Annotated in this window: 15 protein-coding genes; 9 read left to right on the plus strand and 6 right to left on the minus strand. The window is 39.9% G+C overall.

Features of this window, described 5'->3' with window-relative positions; all coding sequences use genetic code 11:
• Window positions 1–28: 28 nt before the first annotated feature.
• Complete coding sequence (locus tag ASU03_RS07510) at window positions 29–586, plus strand: DUF3087 family protein (protein ID WP_057831244.1); 558 nt, start codon at window positions 29–31, stop codon at window positions 584–586.
• 101 nt (window positions 587–687) lie between these two features.
• Window positions 688–1,074, plus strand: a complete 387-nt coding sequence (locus tag ASU03_RS07515) for a VOC family protein (RefSeq protein ID WP_057831245.1) — start codon at window positions 688–690, stop codon at window positions 1,072–1,074.
• A gap of 132 nt (window positions 1,075–1,206) precedes the next feature.
• Here the strand turns inward: ASU03_RS07515 and infA are convergent, their stop codons facing one another.
• The 5 genes from infA to ald all read right to left on the minus strand — a co-directional run bounded on the left by infA (window position 1,207) and on the right by ald (window position 5,614).
• Complete coding sequence (infA, locus tag ASU03_RS07520) at window positions 1,207–1,425, minus strand: translation initiation factor IF-1 (RefSeq protein WP_019029000.1); 219 nt, start codon at window positions 1,423–1,425, stop codon at window positions 1,207–1,209.
• A gap of 130 nt (window positions 1,426–1,555) precedes the next feature.
• Entirely contained in the window at window positions 1,556–2,308 is a 753-nt protein-coding gene (locus ASU03_RS07525; RefSeq protein ID WP_057831246.1) for an arginyltransferase, read from the minus strand.
• A gap of 78 nt (window positions 2,309–2,386) precedes the next feature.
• The gene (gene aat / locus ASU03_RS07530) at window positions 2,387–3,112 is read right to left on the minus strand and encodes a leucyl/phenylalanyl-tRNA--protein transferase (protein WP_057831247.1); all 726 of its coding nucleotides are present in this window, start codon (window positions 3,110–3,112) and stop codon (window positions 2,387–2,389) included.
• 138 nt (window positions 3,113–3,250) lie between these two features.
• Window positions 3,251–4,201: a thioredoxin-disulfide reductase gene (gene trxB / locus ASU03_RS07535; RefSeq protein WP_057180895.1), complete on the minus strand. Its 951-nt coding sequence runs from the start codon at window positions 4,199–4,201 to the stop codon at window positions 3,251–3,253.
• Window positions 4,202–4,495: 294 nt separating this feature from the next.
• On the minus strand, window positions 4,496–5,614 hold the full coding sequence (ald, locus tag ASU03_RS07540; protein WP_057831248.1) for an alanine dehydrogenase: 1,119 nt from the start codon (window positions 5,612–5,614) through the stop codon (window positions 4,496–4,498).
• A 178-nt stretch (window positions 5,615–5,792) separates the two neighbouring features.
• On the opposite strand from ald, the gene lrp reads away from it, so the two are divergent.
• From lrp to serS, 6 genes are all read left to right on the plus strand, one after another.
• Window positions 5,793–6,275 carry a leucine-responsive transcriptional regulator Lrp gene (gene lrp / locus ASU03_RS07545; protein ID WP_057831267.1) on the plus strand — a complete coding sequence of 161 codons (483 nt, stop codon included), beginning with the start codon at window positions 5,793–5,795 and terminating at the stop codon, window positions 6,273–6,275.
• Window positions 6,276–6,409: 134 nt separating this feature from the next.
• Complete coding sequence (locus ASU03_RS07550) at window positions 6,410–8,992, plus strand: DNA translocase FtsK (RefSeq protein WP_082627200.1); 2,583 nt, start codon at window positions 6,410–6,412, stop codon at window positions 8,990–8,992.
• A gap of 192 nt (window positions 8,993–9,184) precedes the next feature.
• Window positions 9,185–9,922, plus strand: coding sequence for an outer membrane lipoprotein chaperone LolA (gene lolA, locus ASU03_RS07555; protein WP_231731525.1), 738 nt, complete (start codon window positions 9,185–9,187; stop codon window positions 9,920–9,922).
• A gap of 136 nt (window positions 9,923–10,058) precedes the next feature.
• Window positions 10,059–11,489 carry a replication-associated recombination protein A gene (locus tag ASU03_RS07560; RefSeq protein ID WP_057831270.1) on the plus strand — a complete coding sequence of 477 codons (1,431 nt, stop codon included), beginning with the start codon at window positions 10,059–10,061 and terminating at the stop codon, window positions 11,487–11,489.
• Window positions 11,473–11,874 carry a fluoride efflux transporter CrcB gene (gene crcB / locus ASU03_RS07565; protein ID WP_057831249.1) on the plus strand — a complete coding sequence of 134 codons (402 nt, stop codon included), beginning with the start codon at window positions 11,473–11,475 and terminating at the stop codon, window positions 11,872–11,874. The genes ASU03_RS07560 and crcB overlap by 17 nt, the downstream gene beginning before the upstream one ends.
• 114 nt (window positions 11,875–11,988) lie before the next feature.
• On the plus strand, window positions 11,989–13,269 hold the full coding sequence (gene serS / locus ASU03_RS07570; RefSeq protein WP_057831250.1) for a serine--tRNA ligase: 1,281 nt from the start codon (window positions 11,989–11,991) through the stop codon (window positions 13,267–13,269).
• Between the two features lie 140 nt (window positions 13,270–13,409).
• On the opposite strand, the gene ASU03_RS07575 is transcribed toward serS, so the two are convergent.
• Window positions 13,410–14,378: an integron integrase gene (locus ASU03_RS07575; RefSeq protein ID WP_057831251.1), complete on the minus strand. Its 969-nt coding sequence runs from the start codon at window positions 14,376–14,378 to the stop codon at window positions 13,410–13,412.
• 261 nt (window positions 14,379–14,639) lie between these two features.
• On the opposite strand from ASU03_RS07575, the gene ASU03_RS07580 reads away from it, so the two are divergent.
• The gene (locus ASU03_RS07580; protein WP_057831252.1) at window positions 14,640–14,993 is read left to right on the plus strand and encodes a cupin domain-containing protein; all 354 of its coding nucleotides are present in this window, start codon (window positions 14,640–14,642) and stop codon (window positions 14,991–14,993) included.
• The last annotated feature ends 1,973 nt before the right edge of the window (window positions 14,994–16,966 follow it).

The following is a 16,966-nucleotide window of genomic DNA, read 5'->3' on the forward strand; positions in this document are numbered from 1 at the left end:
ATAAATACCCAAGGATTTCAGTAAACACATGCAATTAATTGATATAGACAAAGCACGATATAGAAAACATTTAAATATTGTTATTGTGGGCTTTATCAGCTCATTATTAGTGATGTCATTGCTTTTTGGTACTCTGCTGATCAGCCTATTTTCCAATGTTGGTGAAGTGACTGCGCTAGTGCAAGCGACGATTGATTCGGTAGCGGTAGAGCCAGAGACTAATTTTAGCTACAACTTAATTGGCGTTATTTTGGCACTAGTTGTCAATGGTGTCTTTTTGTATAAGGTTAAAAACAGTGATTTTTTTACTGAGATATATTACGTGTGGCGGGTAAAACAGCTACAGAACTTAGTGTATCGTAAGTTTAAAAAAATTAAACTTGCCGGTAAAAATGGTGAAGAAACCGCGCTGATCATTTTATCATTTTACTATCAGAGTCAAATACAAGTGTATCAACTCGATGATAATACCATTACCTTATCGACCATCGAAAAAAGCTTACAACAGCTCAATGAAACAATTGCTAACAAAGGCTTAACTATTAGTGCTGCCCAATTTGAAAAAAAGCTGATAGCTTGTTATTAGATAGCAAATAAATGCGATTATACTAATATCGTTAAAAAAAAAGGCCAAAGACAACTGGTCTTACATCACAAGCCGAACACAGCTTAATTTAAGGAAGAAATATGATAGGTTATATTACTCTAGGCACGAATGATTTTGATAAAGCCGTCAGTTTTTATGATGAGCTTTTTAGCAGTATTGGCGCGAGTCGATTTTTAGAGACCGAGCAGTTTGTTGCTTGGTCAACAGGTATGGAGCACGCGGGTTTTTCAATCACCAAACCTTTTGATGGTAAAGCCGCAACTGTTGGTAATGGTACTATGATTGCCATTATGCTTGACTCAAATGAGCAAGTGGCTAGCTTTTATCATAAAGCGATGAGTCTAGGTGCTACTTGTGAAGGAGGCCCAGGACCACGGAATGAGATGGCTGGCTTTTACGCGGCATATTTTCGTGATTTAGACGGCAATAAGCTGAATGCCTTTCATATGGAAATGCCTAAAGGGTAACATGTAAAGCAAGGAGTTCTAAGCGAGACTGAAGTTAAATCGTAGACAATAAAAAACCAGCATTCTAAAAAGAGTTGCTGGTTTTTTTATATTGGTTTGAAATAACTTAAGAATATTAAGTTATTTACTGGCTTATCTAGCGCGGAAAGTAATGCGACCTTTTGATAAGTCGTAAGGTGTCAATTCAACCGTTACTTTATCGCCCGTTAAAATACGTATGTAGTTCTTACGCATTTTTCCAGATATATGTGCCGTTACGACGTGACCATTCTCAAGTTCAACTCGGAACATAGTGTTAGGTAAAGTATCAATAACAGTACCTTGCATTTCAATGTTTTCTTCTTTCGCCATGGGGCGCTAAACCTCTAATGTTGTGCAAATTAGCCAAGAATTTACTCTGTAATAGTAATATTTTCTGGCAGATAAAAAAGCTGCGCGAATCATGCCTAATTGCTCGGCCAATGTAAAGGCTTGCCGCACTTTATTTAGCAATTTTAGCGTTATTAGCGATAGCTTTGCTGTTTAATTGCCATTGGCCGTTAATAAAGCGCTCAAAGGGGAAATATCGGTCTTTATAATTCATCTTTTGACAATCATCTATTTGATAACCCAAATATAAATAAGGTAATGACATTTCTCGGCAAAAGTTTAGTTGGGTGAGAATAGAGAACACCCCTAAACCATGGGCTTTATATTCTGGGTGATAAAAGGTATAAACGGCGGATAAGGCGTTACTTAAGACATCGGTTACGGCAACACAGACAAGTTTCTCTTGCTCTTGCTCATTTGCCGGTGCCCAGGTTTCAATAAATAATTGTTGGGTTAAATTGCAGCTTAAAAACCCCTGATATTGCTCAAAAGAAGCGGGGTACATACTGCCTTCTTGATGAAAAGTATTAATATAAGCTTCAAACAAGGGGTAATAGCTGTCTTTTAATTGTGAAGATTGTTTAATAATAAAATGATTATTACGCTTTTTGGATCTTCTTTGGCTTTTAGACGGGCTAAACTCCTGGCTTAATACACGAATTGACTGACAAGCATTACAATGAGGGCAGTGTGGTCGGTAGCTTTGTTCACCGCTACGGCGAAAGCCTTGGGTCATTAACCAAGCATAACTTTCACTGTTGGCCAAGCGTTCATCAACAGCGATCAGTAACCGCTCTTCTTTATCAGGTAAATAATTACAGGGAAATGTTTTACTTATACCCAATTTATAGGAAATTTCATTCATTGATCATTTACCCATTGCACACCAGTATCAAGGTTAATTATAACTAAAATTATGACGCTCTGTCTTAACATCAGTCATTTAATTTATGGTTAAGGTCCGGGCGTGCCAAAAGTCATCGGGCACTTGCTTTGTTATCGCCTGTTGGTGTTTTTGTAGAAAAGCCACACGGCTTATTTCTTTGGCGCCCATGTCTGCGAGAAAGGGGTTGAGCAACTGACAATCAATAAAATTAATACCGACACTCTGGAGTAATTGTCCTAGGGCAATCAGGGCAAATTTTGAGGTATTACTGCGTTTATAGAACATAGACTCACCCGAAAAAAAACCGTTAATCGCGACACCGTATAAACCACCGACTAACTCATTATTATTATTTTCGTCTGTCTGCCAAATCTCAATAGAATGAGCATGACCTTGTTGATGCAAACCAATATAGGCAGCCTGCATATCATCCAGTATCCAAGTCTCATCTTGGCGAAAGGGCGCATCGGCACAAAGCTGTATAACCTGAGTAAAGTCTTGGTTTAGGGTGATGGTATAGGGCGCTTTACGTATTGCTTTCGCCAACGTGCGATTTATTCGTAATTGGCTAATGTCTATGATGGCTCTAGGATTGGGTGACCACCACATTAATGGATCATCTTCGCTATACCAAGGGAATATACCTTGGGAATACGCACTCAGTAACCTAGCACTAGATAAGTCACCACCGACCGCCAGTAAACCATTTGGCTCGGTTAGTGCGGAATTAAGGGGCGGGAACGCTAAACTGGCATCATCAAGTTGATACAGTAATTGACTCATATCTTACTCTTACTATTACGCTTACTTTTTTCGGCGGAGGAACTCAAATAAATAAACCACTTAAACGGTTAAAGCTCAAGTGGTTTATTAAGGTGCAATAAGTAAATGCAGTGCTAAAGAGGTCTTAACGGCAGCTATTTATTCTTGTGCATCTAAATAGCGCTCAGCATCCAATGCCGCCATACAACCCGCACCTGCAGACGTGATTGCTTGACGATAAATATGATCAGCAACATCACCAGCCGCAAAGACACCTTCAACACTGGTTTGTGTTGCGTTCCCTTGTGTGCCACTTTGAATGGTTAAATAACCATTTTTCATGTCGAGTTGACCTTTAAATATATCGGTGTTTGGTTTGTGGCCAATAGCAATAAATACGCCTGATACATCAAGGTCTTCCGTGGCATCCGATTTGGTTTCTTTTAAACGTAAACCGGTCACACCCATATTATCGCCTAATACTTCGTCTAAAGTACGGTGGGTGTGTAAAGTGATATTACCGTTCGCCACTTTTGCATGTAAACGGTCGGTTAAAATCTTTTCGCTACGGAAGGTATCACGACGGTGAATTAAATGAACTTCACTGGCAATATTGGATAAATAAAGTGCTTCTTCAACCGCAGTATTACCACCACCAACAACCGCTACTTTTTGGTTTTTATAGAAGAAACCATCACAAGTAGCACACGCTGAAACACCGCGACCCATAAAGGCTTCTTCTGAAGGTAAACCTAGGTATTGTGCTGAAGCACCGGTACAAATAATTAACGCGTCACAGGTGTATTCACTGCTACCTGTTAATTTAAAAGGCTTAGACGAAAAATCTACTGATTCGATATGGTCGAAAATAATTTCAGTATCAAACTTCTCCGCATGTTTTTGCATACGTTCCATTAAGGCTGGACCGGTTAAATCATCCGCATCACCTGGCCAGTTTTCTACCTCAGTGGTTGTGGTTAATTGACCACCTTGTTGCATACCAGTGATCATTACTGGTTTTAAATTTGCGCGGGCAGCATATACAGCAGCAGTATAACCAGCAGGGCCTGAGCCTAAAATTAGTAGGGGACAGTGTCTTACGTCACTCATGGGTTCTCCAAGAAAATTGATTACTTCGAAGCAGTTAAGCTTTAACTACTTATTTTATAGAAAATCTTACTAGTTGATTGCTCACTTTGTCCGATTGCTATTATTTATTAATTGGCATGATAAGGAAATAAAGCAAGGGGGTAAATAATTACTTCGTTATAAGATAAATTAAAAAAAACGCACTTTAGCTTAACTGTAAGCAAAAGTGCGCTATTTACGGTAAAAGACTGATCTAGCGAAAAGATTGTCCTAATGTTTACCGCGTTATTTTTTAGCTTAGGCTAAGGTTCAGCCTTATGCGTTTAGGGCAACACTTGGCTCTACGTATTCATAACCTAATACATCGGCAACTGGCTTGTAAGTGATTTTACCGTGCGCTACATTTAAGCCAGCCATTAAATGTTCATCATCTAATAAAGCTTGTTTAGCACCTTTGTTTGCTATGGTAAGTGCAAAGGGCATAGTGGCATTCGTTAACGCCATTGTTGACGTACGCGCGACACCACCTGGCATGTTAGCAACACAATAATGGACAACTTCATCAACAACATAGGTTGGATCTTGATGTGTAGTCGCTTTTGATGTTTCAAAACAACCGCCTTGGTCGATAGCAACATCAACAACAACAGCACCTTTTTTCATCGATTTGATGTGTGCTTTAGTGACTAATTTAGGTGCAGCTGCACCTGGAATTAATACTGCACCAATGACTAAGTCAGCTTCAACGATTAGGTGATCCATAGCATCTGCAGTGGAATAAACAGTCTTTAAACGACCATCAAACTCAGTATCTAATTGACGTAAACGCGGTAAAGAACGGTCTAAAATAGTCACGTCTGCGCCCATACCTACGGCCATACGTGCAGCTTGAGTACCAACAACACCACCACCAATAATAAGTACTTTAGCGGGAGCAACACCTGGAACGCCACCTAATAATGCGCCTAAACCACCTTGTGCTTTTTCTAATGCATGGGCACCGGCTTGGATAGACATACGACCAGCCACTTCAGACATAGGTGCTAATAAAGGTAAACCACCCGCTGCGGCGGTAACGGTTTCATAAGCAATACAAATTGCTCCTGAAGCAACTAATAACTCAGTTTGCTTAGGATCTGGTGCCAAATGCAGGTAAGTGAACAAAATTTGTCCTGGACGAAGCATACTACACTCAACCGGCTGTGGCTCTTTCACTTTGATGATCATATCGGCAGTGGCAAATATTTCTGCTGCGTTATCAATGATTTTTGCACCGGCGGTAATATATTGCTCATTATCGAAGCCAATAGAGGCACCGCCATTATGTTCAACAATTACTTGGTGACCATTAACGATCAATTCTTTAACACCTGCAGGTGTTAAGCCAATACGGTATTCGTGGTTTTTAATTTCTTTTGGTACACCAATAATCATATTAATCTCTCTTAAGCAAAGTTTGTGGTAGCACATTGTGCTGTTACCAAAGTGTTAACTGCGTGTGCTTCTCATATTTGAGCTTAGTATAATCACAATATAGTAGAATAACCTGTCGTTATTTGTAGACATGCGATATATAATGCTGCAAAACGGCAATAAAACAGAGTTATATAAAATGAGTGATTTATTAGGTAAAGTTTTAGACCGTATCGACAAAAATATTTTAGTTGAATTACAAATCAATGGTCGGCTTTCTAATGTTGAACTATCTAAACGCGTTGGTTTAAGTCCAACCCCTTGTTTAGAAAGGGTAAGGCGGCTAGAGAAAGAACAATATATTAGTGGTTATAAAGCAATATTGAATCCTCATAAGCTTGACGCTGCCTTATTAGTGTTTGTTGAAATTACCTTAACCAAAACCAGCCCGGATGTATTTGATGATTTTGCTAAAGCGGTTGCAGAACTTGATGTTATTCAAGAATGCCATCTGGTTTCCGGTGACTTTGATTTTCTGCTAAAAACGCGAGTCAAAGATATGCTGGCGTATCGGCAGCTTTTAGGTGATACATTATTAAGGTTGCCAGCGGTCAGTGCAAGCCGTACCTATGTGGTGATGGATGAGATAAAGTCCAGTAATATGCTACCCATTAACCGTTAACATGACTATTCAACCCTAGTTGATGAAAATATCGTACCCTAATGGTAATTTGTTGCTGTCAACTAAGCGTTAATTTGATACTTTAGTTGCTCTATGGGTAATTTTCACCTATTTATTTTCGATGGTACTTTTAATTGTCTTCAGATCTTACAGAAAACACCGATGTCTCTCTTGATACCTTGAGCAATAATCAGCTAACAGGCGTACAACGTTTGTTGGAAGCTGGTTTATTGTTTTTCACCGTTTTTGCCATGTTTATTATGTTGGCACTCTTTAGTTTTGATCCTGCTGATCCCGGCTGGGCACAAACAGGTTATCAAACACAAGTACGCAACTTAGGTGGTGCGGTTGGCGCTTACCTGTCAGATTTGTTTTTAAATCTTTTTGGACTTATCGCTTATAGCTTACCTTTTGTTATTGCTATTGTCGGTTGGCTGTTGTTTCAACGTTTTCATCAGCTGATGCAGTTAGATTATTTAACCTTAGGGCTAAAACTGATTGGCTTTTTCATGTTCTATCTCGGTGTAACCTCATTGGCTAGCATGAATTTTGATGATGTTTTTTACTTCTCTGCCGGTGGTATTTTAGGGGATGTGCTCAGTAAAACCTTACTGCCATACTTTTCTTTTGTTGGCTCTACCTTATTGTTTTTGCTATTCACCTGTGCCGGTTTTGTCTTATTAACGGGTTTATCTTGGCTTAAGTTTATTGACAGTGTTGGTCAATACGCCATTGTTGGCACACTATGGCTAGTAAACGCTCCTAAGCTTATTAAAGCGCATTTTGCCAGCAGTGATGATAAAGACAATGAAACAATAGGTCATGGTAAAAGCCATTTGGCGGAAAATAAAACCAGTGATATAGAAGCACTTATCCCCGCAGAACTTATACCCACTGCAAAGCCTGTCAAAACAGCGAAGGTAGCATTGCCAGAGTCCTTTAGCATAGACGAAGAACAGCTTGCTAATGTACTGCCCGTTGATGATAAGTGTGAGCCCTTTATTGATATTGCTGAGTTAATGAGTGAAGCCAGTATTGGTAACGTGCAAGAGCATGTTAGTGAAAAAGAAATCACCGCCGCTTTCGCTGCAGTTGATAAACCCAATGTTGCGGATGACTTGCAAGTACCAACTATGGCACCGTTAGCACCCGTTGAGCAAAAAATAACCGGCGAAAACGGCCAGGTTAATTTAGTTGCTGTTGCCACAAGTAAGTTTAAGGGTATGCCCTCTATCGATTTACTTGACCGACCCGATAAAGCGAAAAATCCGATTAACCAAGATGAATTGGATCAAGTTAGCCGCTTAGTTGAAGCCAAGTTACTCGACTTCGGTATCCAAGCCCAGGTAGTTTCGGTTTATCCAGGGCCCGTTATAACGCGCTTTGAATTAGACTTAGCGCCGGGTATTAAAGTAAGTAGAATTACCAGTTTATCGAAAGATTTAGCCCGTGCCCTATCGGCCATTAGTGTCCGTGTGGTTGAAGTCATCCCGGGTAAATCGGTTATTGGCTTAGAGCTGCCAAATAAACACCGGGAAATTGTTTATTTGAGTGAAGTTATTTCATGTGCTGCATTTAAAGAATCAACATCGCCCCTTGCTATGGTCTTGGGTAAAGATATTGCCGGTGATCCTGTGGTGGTCGATTTAGGTAAAATGCCCCATTTATTAGTTGCGGGTACGACCGGCTCAGGTAAATCTGTTGGTGTTAATACCATGATTGTCAGCTTGCTGTATAAATCGACACCAGAAGATGTGCGTATGATCATGATAGATCCAAAAATGTTGGAGCTGTCTGTTTATGAAGGCATTCCGCATTTACTGACTGAAGTGGTTACCGATATGAAAGATGCCGCTAATGCCTTACGTTGGTGTGTCGGTGAAATGGAGCGGCGTTACAAGGTGATGTCAGCGGTGGGTGTGCGTAATCTTAAAGGCTACAACAAGAAAGTGCTTGAGGCGATTGCTAAGGGTGAGCCTATTATTGACCCTTTATGGCAGCCAACCGATAGTTTGGATCAAACACCACCGACCTTAGAAAAACTGCCAAGCATTGTCGTTATTGTTGATGAATTTGCTGACATGATGATGATAGTGGGTAAAAAAGTTGAAGAGCTTATCGCCCGTATTGCGCAAAAAGCCCGCGCCGCCGGTATTCATCTAATACTGGCGACACAGCGTCCCTCGGTTGATGTTATTACCGGCTTAATTAAAGCCAATATTCCCACCCGTATGGCGTTCCAAGTATCGTCGGGGCTAAACTCTCGTACCATATTAGATCAACAAGGGGCAGAGCAGTTATTAGGTATGGGCGATATGCTTTATTTACCACCAGGTACCGGTATACCAACACGTGTGCATGGCGCTTTTGTTGATGATCATGAAGTACATGCGGTGGTTAAAGATTGGAAGTCGCGCGGAAAACCCAATTATATTGATGAAATACTCTCGGGGGAAAACGAGCAAGATATTTTATTACCCGGTGAACAAGCCGAGGGCAGCGATGCTGAAGAGGTTGATGCCCTCTATGATGACGCGGTTAACTTTGTTACTGAAAAACGTCGAGTGTCTATTTCTAGTGTGCAAAGACAATTTAGAATTGGCTATAACCGCTCGGCAAGAATTGTTGAACAAATGGAAAATCAAGGTATCGTCTCAACACCAGGTAATAACGGTGCCCGTGAAGTATTGGCGCCTCCACCGGTCCGTGATGTATAACGATTTAGGGTAACTTAATACCTTAAACCATTATCGGCACTTATTAACTCTATCTGTACTCGCAACAGTGCTAGTACATTTCATTCTATTAGAAGTGGAACTATGTCAAAAAAATTGATGCTAAACCCCTTAATGCAAAATAAGTCAACGAAACGGCCTGTTATCAGAAGCCTTATATTGGCAAGTTTATTCATGCCAATACTACATTTTTCTCAAGGCTTGGTTTATGCCGCTCAACCTCTGGCTGATGAAGCTAAGGTTAGCGATGTCAAGTTAGAAAAAAGTGCCTCGTCAGCAGAGTACTCAAGCGCAGCGAAACAACGTTTAATGACTAAATTGGGAAAATTGGCTTTTTTTAGCGCTAATTTCAGCCAAAAAATTCTCACTGAGCAAGGTGAATTATTACAGCAAGGCACAGGTAAACTGGCTATTAGTAAACCTAACCTGGTCTATTGGCAGACCGTTACTCCGGATGAAACCTTAATTGTTAGTGATGGTAATACCTTGTGGTTTTATGACCCCTTCATTGAACAAGCCAGTGCGTATAGCTTAGCTAAATCCATTCATAACACGCCCATTTTATTGTTAATCAGTGATGACGCGACACTTTGGCAACAGTACACTGTTGTACAAGAAAGTAATATTGCTCAGCAACCTGATGCTGAACCGCAAACTAACAAGCCGTTGGCTGAACGCTTTATTGTCACGCCAAAAAATAAAAACAGTCAAATTAAGCAGTTAACCATCAGCTTTACTACTGTGGATAGTCAGGGTGAAAAAACTGAGCAGTTAAGCGAGTTTTCATTTCAAGATGCAACCGGACAAATTAGTCAAATTAGCTTAAGTCAGTTTAATAGTACCGATAAGCCAGACGCCTCATTGTTTAGCTTTAGCTTACCTCAAGGTGTAAGACTTGAAGACCAGCGATAATTCATCTTTAGGCTTAGGGCAAAGTGATGATCAGCAAAATTCACTGTTTGATCTTACCAGCGAAGCCGATACTGAAAGCCATTCCAGCAGTGGTTATGCTACCAGGGATGATAATACTGCTGCTGTGCAGTGTTTTATGCCGCTGGCCGCGAAAATGCGACCAAAAACCTTAGCTGATTATGTCGGACAGCAGCATATTCTTGCTGGGGATTCTCCTTTAGCGCAAGCCATTACCCAAGGACATTGTCACTCGCTTATTTTTTGGGGACCTCCGGGCAGTGGCAAAACCACGTTAGCTGAAATTATTGCCGAGCATGCTAACGCAGAAATAGAGCGAGTTTCGGCGGTAACTTCGGGTATAAAAGAGATCCGCATCGCCATTGATAAAGCTAAACTACGTGCCCAAGGTCAGGGAAAAAACAAACGTCGTACGGTACTCTTTGTTGATGAGGTGCATCGCTTTAATAAAGCACAGCAAGATGCGTTTTTACCGCATATTGAAGATGGCACCATTATTTTTATCGGTGCGACCACAGAAAATCCTGCGTTTGAATTAAACCAAGCCTTGTTATCGCGAGCACGTTTATACACCTTAAAAAAATTAACGACAGATGACTTAGTACAAGTTTTACAACGCGCCATTAGCTTTTGTGAGAAAGAACAAGGCTTAGTGATAGAGCTTTGCGAAGATGCTAGACAAAGTTTACTTAATCGCAGTGATGGTGACGCCAGACGCTTGCTTAATTTACTGGAAAATTGCCTTGATAGCACTGTCGTTACACCTATTGCCAGTAAAGCAACCATTAGAGCGACTACACCAGCAAGTCAGTCAGTTTCTGTGCAAGAAGGTGATCAGCAAAGTGAGCAGAGCAACTTTGGCAAAGAAAAAACCTTGGTGAAAAGCATTTCTGTGGCACTCATTGCACAAGTCGCCGGTAGTAAAATTGCCCTTTATGATAAGGGTGGCGATGCTTTTTATGATTTAATCAGTGCCTTTCATAAATCAGTGCGTGGCTCTTGTCCTGATGCCGCACTTTATTGGTATGCCAGAATTCTTACCGCCGGTGGTGATGCCCTTTATGTCGCCAGACGTTTGCTTGCCATTGCCAGTGAAGATATTGGTAATGCCGATCCTCGGGCGATGCAACTGGCACTTAATGCGTGGGATACTTTTCATCGCGTTGGCCCAAGTGAAGGTGAGCGGGCCATTGCTCAAGCTATCGTTTATATGGCACTAGCCCCTAAAAGTAATGCGGTTTACCAAGCCTTTAATAAAGCAAAAATATTAGCGCAGCAAACCTGTACTTTAGAGGTGCCTTTACATTTGAAAAACGCCACCAGCAGTATCACCAAAGAACTTGGCCATGGTAGTGAGTATCGCTATGCCCATGATGAAATGAATGCCTTTGCCGCCGGAGAAAACTATTTTCCAGAAGCGCTAGCTAAAGGGGATAGCTCACACACTCGTTTGTATCAGCCAACTGAACGCGGGCTAGAGAAAAAACTGAAAGAAAAACTCGATTACTTGAATCAGCTTAATAGGAATAGCCATGAGCAGCGCTATTAGTAACGTTACTTTATATGCTTTTGTTGCCCTTGGTGGTGCCTGTGGGGCCAGCTTACGCTTTTATATTTCACAATTAGTGCTAAATTGGCTTGGAAAAGGTTTCCCTTTTGCCACATTGATGGTTAATATCAGCGGCTCATTTATTATGGGTTTGTTATATCAGCTAATCGAGCGCGAAATTATCGATATTAGTGTGCATAGAACCTTAATAGGAATAGGTTTTTTGGGTGCATTTACCACCTTTTCTACATTTTCATTAGACTCCTTGTTACTATTGCAGCAAGGCGACGTGTTAAAAGCGGCGATAAATATTTTACTGAATGTTGCCCTGTGTATTGGCGCTGCAGGCTTGGGAATGTTTATGGTGACCGCTTTAACTAAATAACCGCAGATATACCTTATGCGCGGGTTGAATAGCCATAGCTTATATAGAACAAACGTGGCTTACACTTAAAAAAATACGATTTTAATAACTTTATAAACAAGAATGTGAACAATTATGCTTGATGCAAAACTGCTTAGAACTGATTTAGATAATATCGCTCAACAACTGGCTAAACGTGGCTTTGAATTAGATACCGCGACGTTAAGTGCGTTAGAAGAGCAACGGAAAGCACTGCAAATAAAAACTCAAGAGCTGCAAAGTGAGCGTAACTCACGTTCAAAATCTATTGGCCAAGCGAAAGCCCGTGGCGAAGACATTGCGCCCTTGCTTGCTCAGGTAAGTCAGCTAGGTGAGTCACTTGATGCGACAAAAGCGGAGCAAGATGACGTTTTAGCTAAAATTGATGCTATCGCTAGCGCTATACCCAATTTACTCGATGAATCAGTGCCAGATGGCAAAGATGAAGATGACAACGTTGAGTTAAAACGTTGGGGCACACCACGCACTTTTGATTTTGAAATTAAAGATCATGTGGATTTAGGCCTCGCTATCGATAAAGGTTTAGATTTTGAAAGTGGTGCAAAATTAGCGGGGACACGTTTTGTTGTTCTGCGTGGTAAAATTGCCAAATTACACCGTGCTTTGGCGCAATTTATGCTCGATGTACATACGGAAGAACATGGTTATGTAGAAATGTACGTACCGTATTTAGTGAATGCTGCCTCGTTATATGGTACGGGACAACTACCTAAATTTGGTGAAGACTTATTTCATACCGAGTTATCAGGTAAAAAATTCTCATTAATACCCACTTCAGAAGTACCGTTGACTAATATTTATCGCGATGAAATTGTTGATCAGAGTGAATTACCGATTAAAATGACCGCACACACACCTTGTTTTCGCAGTGAAGCTGGCTCTGGTGGTCGTGATATTCGTGGACTTATTCGCCAACATCAATTTGATAAAGTTGAAATGGTGCAATTGGTTAAACCTGAAAACTCAATGGCCGCTCTTGAAGAGTTAACGGGGCACGCGGAAGCTATTTTAGAAAAGCTAGAGTTACCGTACCGTACCATGGCATTATGTAGTGGTGATGTTGGCTTTAGTGCCATGAAAACCTTCGACTTAGAAGTATGGTTGCCGGCACAAGATACGTATCGTGAAATTTCATCTTGTTCGAATATGGGCACTTTCCAAGCACGCCGTATGCAAGCACGCTTTAGAAATAGTGAAACCAACAAACCAGAATTATTACATACACTTAACGGCTCAGGCTTAGCCGTAGGGCGTACTCTAGTTGCTCTTTTAGAAAACTACCAGCAAGCCGATGGTAGTATTAATATCCCAACGGTACTACAACCCTATATGGCTGGTGTAACTAACATAGGTTAATACACTTTTTGTTATGTTAGCTAGCTAGGTACGTTAGCTAAAAACCAAAACGCGACTCAGTTATCTGGGTCGCGTTTTTTTGTGATTTACCTTCATCTAAATTGCACTATTACTTAGCCCTGCGAATTTATCATCACTGACTATAAATCAGATAAAGGGCTACGCACACCATTGGCTCCCGCTTGAATTACATGCGTATAAATTTGTGTTGTGCGAATATCACTATGGCCTAATTGTTCTTGTACTGTTCTAATATCAGCACCTCGTTGTAATAAATGAGTAGCAAATGAATGACGTAGTGTGTGGCATGAGACGACCTTTTCGATGTGTGCTAATTTAGCAGATTTCTTAATTGCTTTTTGTAATGAACTTTCGTCAATATGATGTCGACGAACTTTATTATTGTCGTGAGGATCACGACTTAATCTTGCTGAAGGGAATAAATAATGCCAACCAAACTCTTTAGCCGCTGTTGGATATTTTTTCTTTAAAGCAAAGGGCAGCCAAACTCCTTGATAGTGCATCGAATTGCTATCTAATTCGAAATATTTTTTACAGATATCTATTTGTAATTTTAATGGCTCCACTAATTCTTTTGCTAAAGTCACCCTGCGATTTTTGCCGCCTTTTCCTTGCCAAACCAAAACTGACATATAGTCAAAATCTATATCTTGTACTCGTAACCTAACAGTTTCCATAAGTCTTAACCCGCTACCATACATAATATTGGCTAATAGCCAATGTTGAGTATCAACCAAGCTGAGCAAAGATGCGGTTTCACCTTTAGTTAATACCACGGGTAATTTAGCTTGTCGCTGCGATTTATTAAAATTTAATGACAATGACAGAGGGGATCCTAAAAACTCACGATATAGAAATACTAATGAATTAAGGGCAATTGTTTGTGTCCCTGGTGCAACATTTTCTTCGTTGGATAAGTAAGTTAAATATTGTTCAACTTCTTTATTACCCAGTTTTGATGGATGTTGCTTGTTGTTGAAAATAATATATCGCTTGATCCAATAAATGTAAGTTTGAATAGTCCTTTTAGCAAATCTACGTGTGATCATAAATTCACCGATGCTATTTAAAAGTAAAGATTCAGACATAGTAAAAATAAATATTTAATAGCTGTGTTTATATACAGTATAGCTGGAATTATAAATGTGTCTTTGATAGACAGAATATTTCCGTAATGTACGCAATAATGAAAAAGTTAAAACTTTATTAAAGTCTTTGATATTAAATATGAAAGAGAGTATTTTAGTATGAATTAAATATCATGATAGAGAGAATAATTCCGTGTTTAAACACGGAATTATTCTCTCTATTAAGCTGTTATGAATTATCGATTTCCAAAAGGATTGAGCGTGATTAAGAATTTTATTACCTGTGAAAAAATTACCGATGATAATAGCCATGGTGGAGAAGGCACTATTGAAATTCAAAAAGTGTTTCGACGTGAAGACTTCAAAGGTGCATGGGATTTTGCTTTACGCGTATGTATGCCGCCTAACTCATCTATGGGACTCCATGATCATGGAGAAGATGAAGAAATGTATATTATCCTCAATGGCGAAGGGCTTATGACTATTGAAGGTGAAACCCAACGTGTAAGTAAAGGTGACATGATCTTAAATAAACCACATGGTACTCATGGGTTATTAAACGATAGCAGTCAAGAACTTGAGCTACTTATAATTCAAGCAAGTCTCAAGCAGTAAATTCATAACAAGCAAATTAATCAGGACAAATAACAGTTGGTTTTTGCTCCTGCGTCGCCTATTTTAACCAACTGTTATTTGCCCATTATTTGGGCGTTAGTTGGCTAATAAAAAACATCTTATAAGTGCTAAATAATTCAGTTTCACCAATTCACTGTTTAGTGCTTTACCGCGAATAAGTTAGTCACTTTTATCACGTTTCTGAAAGGTGTATTAGCGTAACTATTCGCTCTAAATAGTAAGTGTAATGGCTCAAATTCACGGTTTGGTATTTTCATTACGGTGCGTTTAAGTTATTGTTGTACTTGGTGAAAGTATGTTGCAACTAACAAGCAAATCAACAGGGACACGTAACACTTGCTCGGTTCCACTTCGTTTCACATTGTAGCAAGTATTACTTAGCCCGTTATTTGGGCGTTATATGCGGTTAAAACCTGAGTGTTAGAGCAAGACAATCTTTTTAGTTTTACGCTAAATCAGGTTCAGTTTAATCACTAATAAGCATTGCCTCTTTTACCTTTTTCAAAGGTGGCAACGCTATTAAGTTTATTCAATCAGTTGTGAGTAGCGTAAAAATTCACAGCTTAATTATGTATTACAGTGCCTTTAAGTTCGTGCAAAGCTTAGTTCAACCAGCGTTGCATATAACAAGCAATTCAACGTGACACGCAACAGTTGGCCGCGCTCACTACGTTCACAAGTATGGCCAACTATTACTTAGCCCGTTAATTGGGCGTTAGTTGGTACCGCTAATCCAAGTAATATTTCATTGTAAAAGCGGTATTTTATAAATTGGCTTTGCATGTGTATCGGTGAGTTTTCGCCATTAGCTTTCAAATGTTAACCAGCGAAAATCAGCCTCATTTGTCAATTGCAGGTTTGGCGAGTTCGCTTCAATTCATTTAATTGAGTGGCTCAAAGTTAAAGCTTTAGTGTGTAGCGGCACTAGGTGTATTTTGACTTTTCCGTACAGCTCATAAACATGGTAACCTATTGCTTTTGTTGTGCTTTTAATGAAAAACAACTAACAAGGCAATCAAACGGACACGTAACAGTTGGCTCGGTTCCGCTTCGCTTCACATTTTAGCCAACCATTACTTAGCCGCTTATTGTGGCGTTAGTTGGCTATCAAAAACTATTTCCTAAGTGCTAAATAATTCAGTTTCACCAATTCACTGTTTTGTGCTTTACCACGAATAAGTTAGTCATTTCTTGTGTGTTTCTGAAAGGTGTATTAGCGTAACTATTCGCTCTAAATAGTGAGTGTAATGGCTCAAATTCACGGCTTGGTATTTCCATTACGGTGCGTTTAAGTTATTGTTGTACATATTGAAAGTGTGTTGCAACTAACAAGCAATTCAACGTGACACGCAACAGTTGGCCGCGCTCACTACGTTCACAATTATGGCCAACTATTACTTAGCCCGTTAATGTGGGCGTTAGTTGGCTAATAAAAAAGATCGTCTAAGTGCTAAATAATTCAGTTTCACCAATTCACTGTTTAGTGCTTTACCGCGAATAAGTTAGTCACTTTTATCACGTTTCTGAAAGGTGTATTAGCGTAACTATTCGCTCTAAATAGTGAGTGTAATGGCTCAAATTCACGGTTTGGTATTTTCATTACGGTGCGTTTAAGTTATTGTTGTACTTGGTGAAAGTATGTTGCAACTAACAAGCAAATCAACAGGGACACGTAACACTTGCTCGGTTCCACTTCGTTTCACATTGTAGCAAGTATTACTTAGCCCGTTATTTGGGCGTTAGTTGGCTAATAAAAAACATCTTATAAGTGCTAAATAATTCAGTTTCACCAATTCACTGTTTGGTGCTTTACCGCGAATAAGTAAGTCACTTTCATCACGTTTCTGAAAGGTGTATTAGCGTAACTATTCGCTTTAAATAGTGAGTGTAATGGCTCAAATTCACGGTTTGGTATTTTCATTACGGTGCGTTTAAGTTATTGTTGTACTTGG

Source organism: Colwellia sp. TT2012, assembly GCF_001440345.1.
GTDB lineage: Bacteria > Pseudomonadota > Gammaproteobacteria > Enterobacterales > Alteromonadaceae > Colwellia.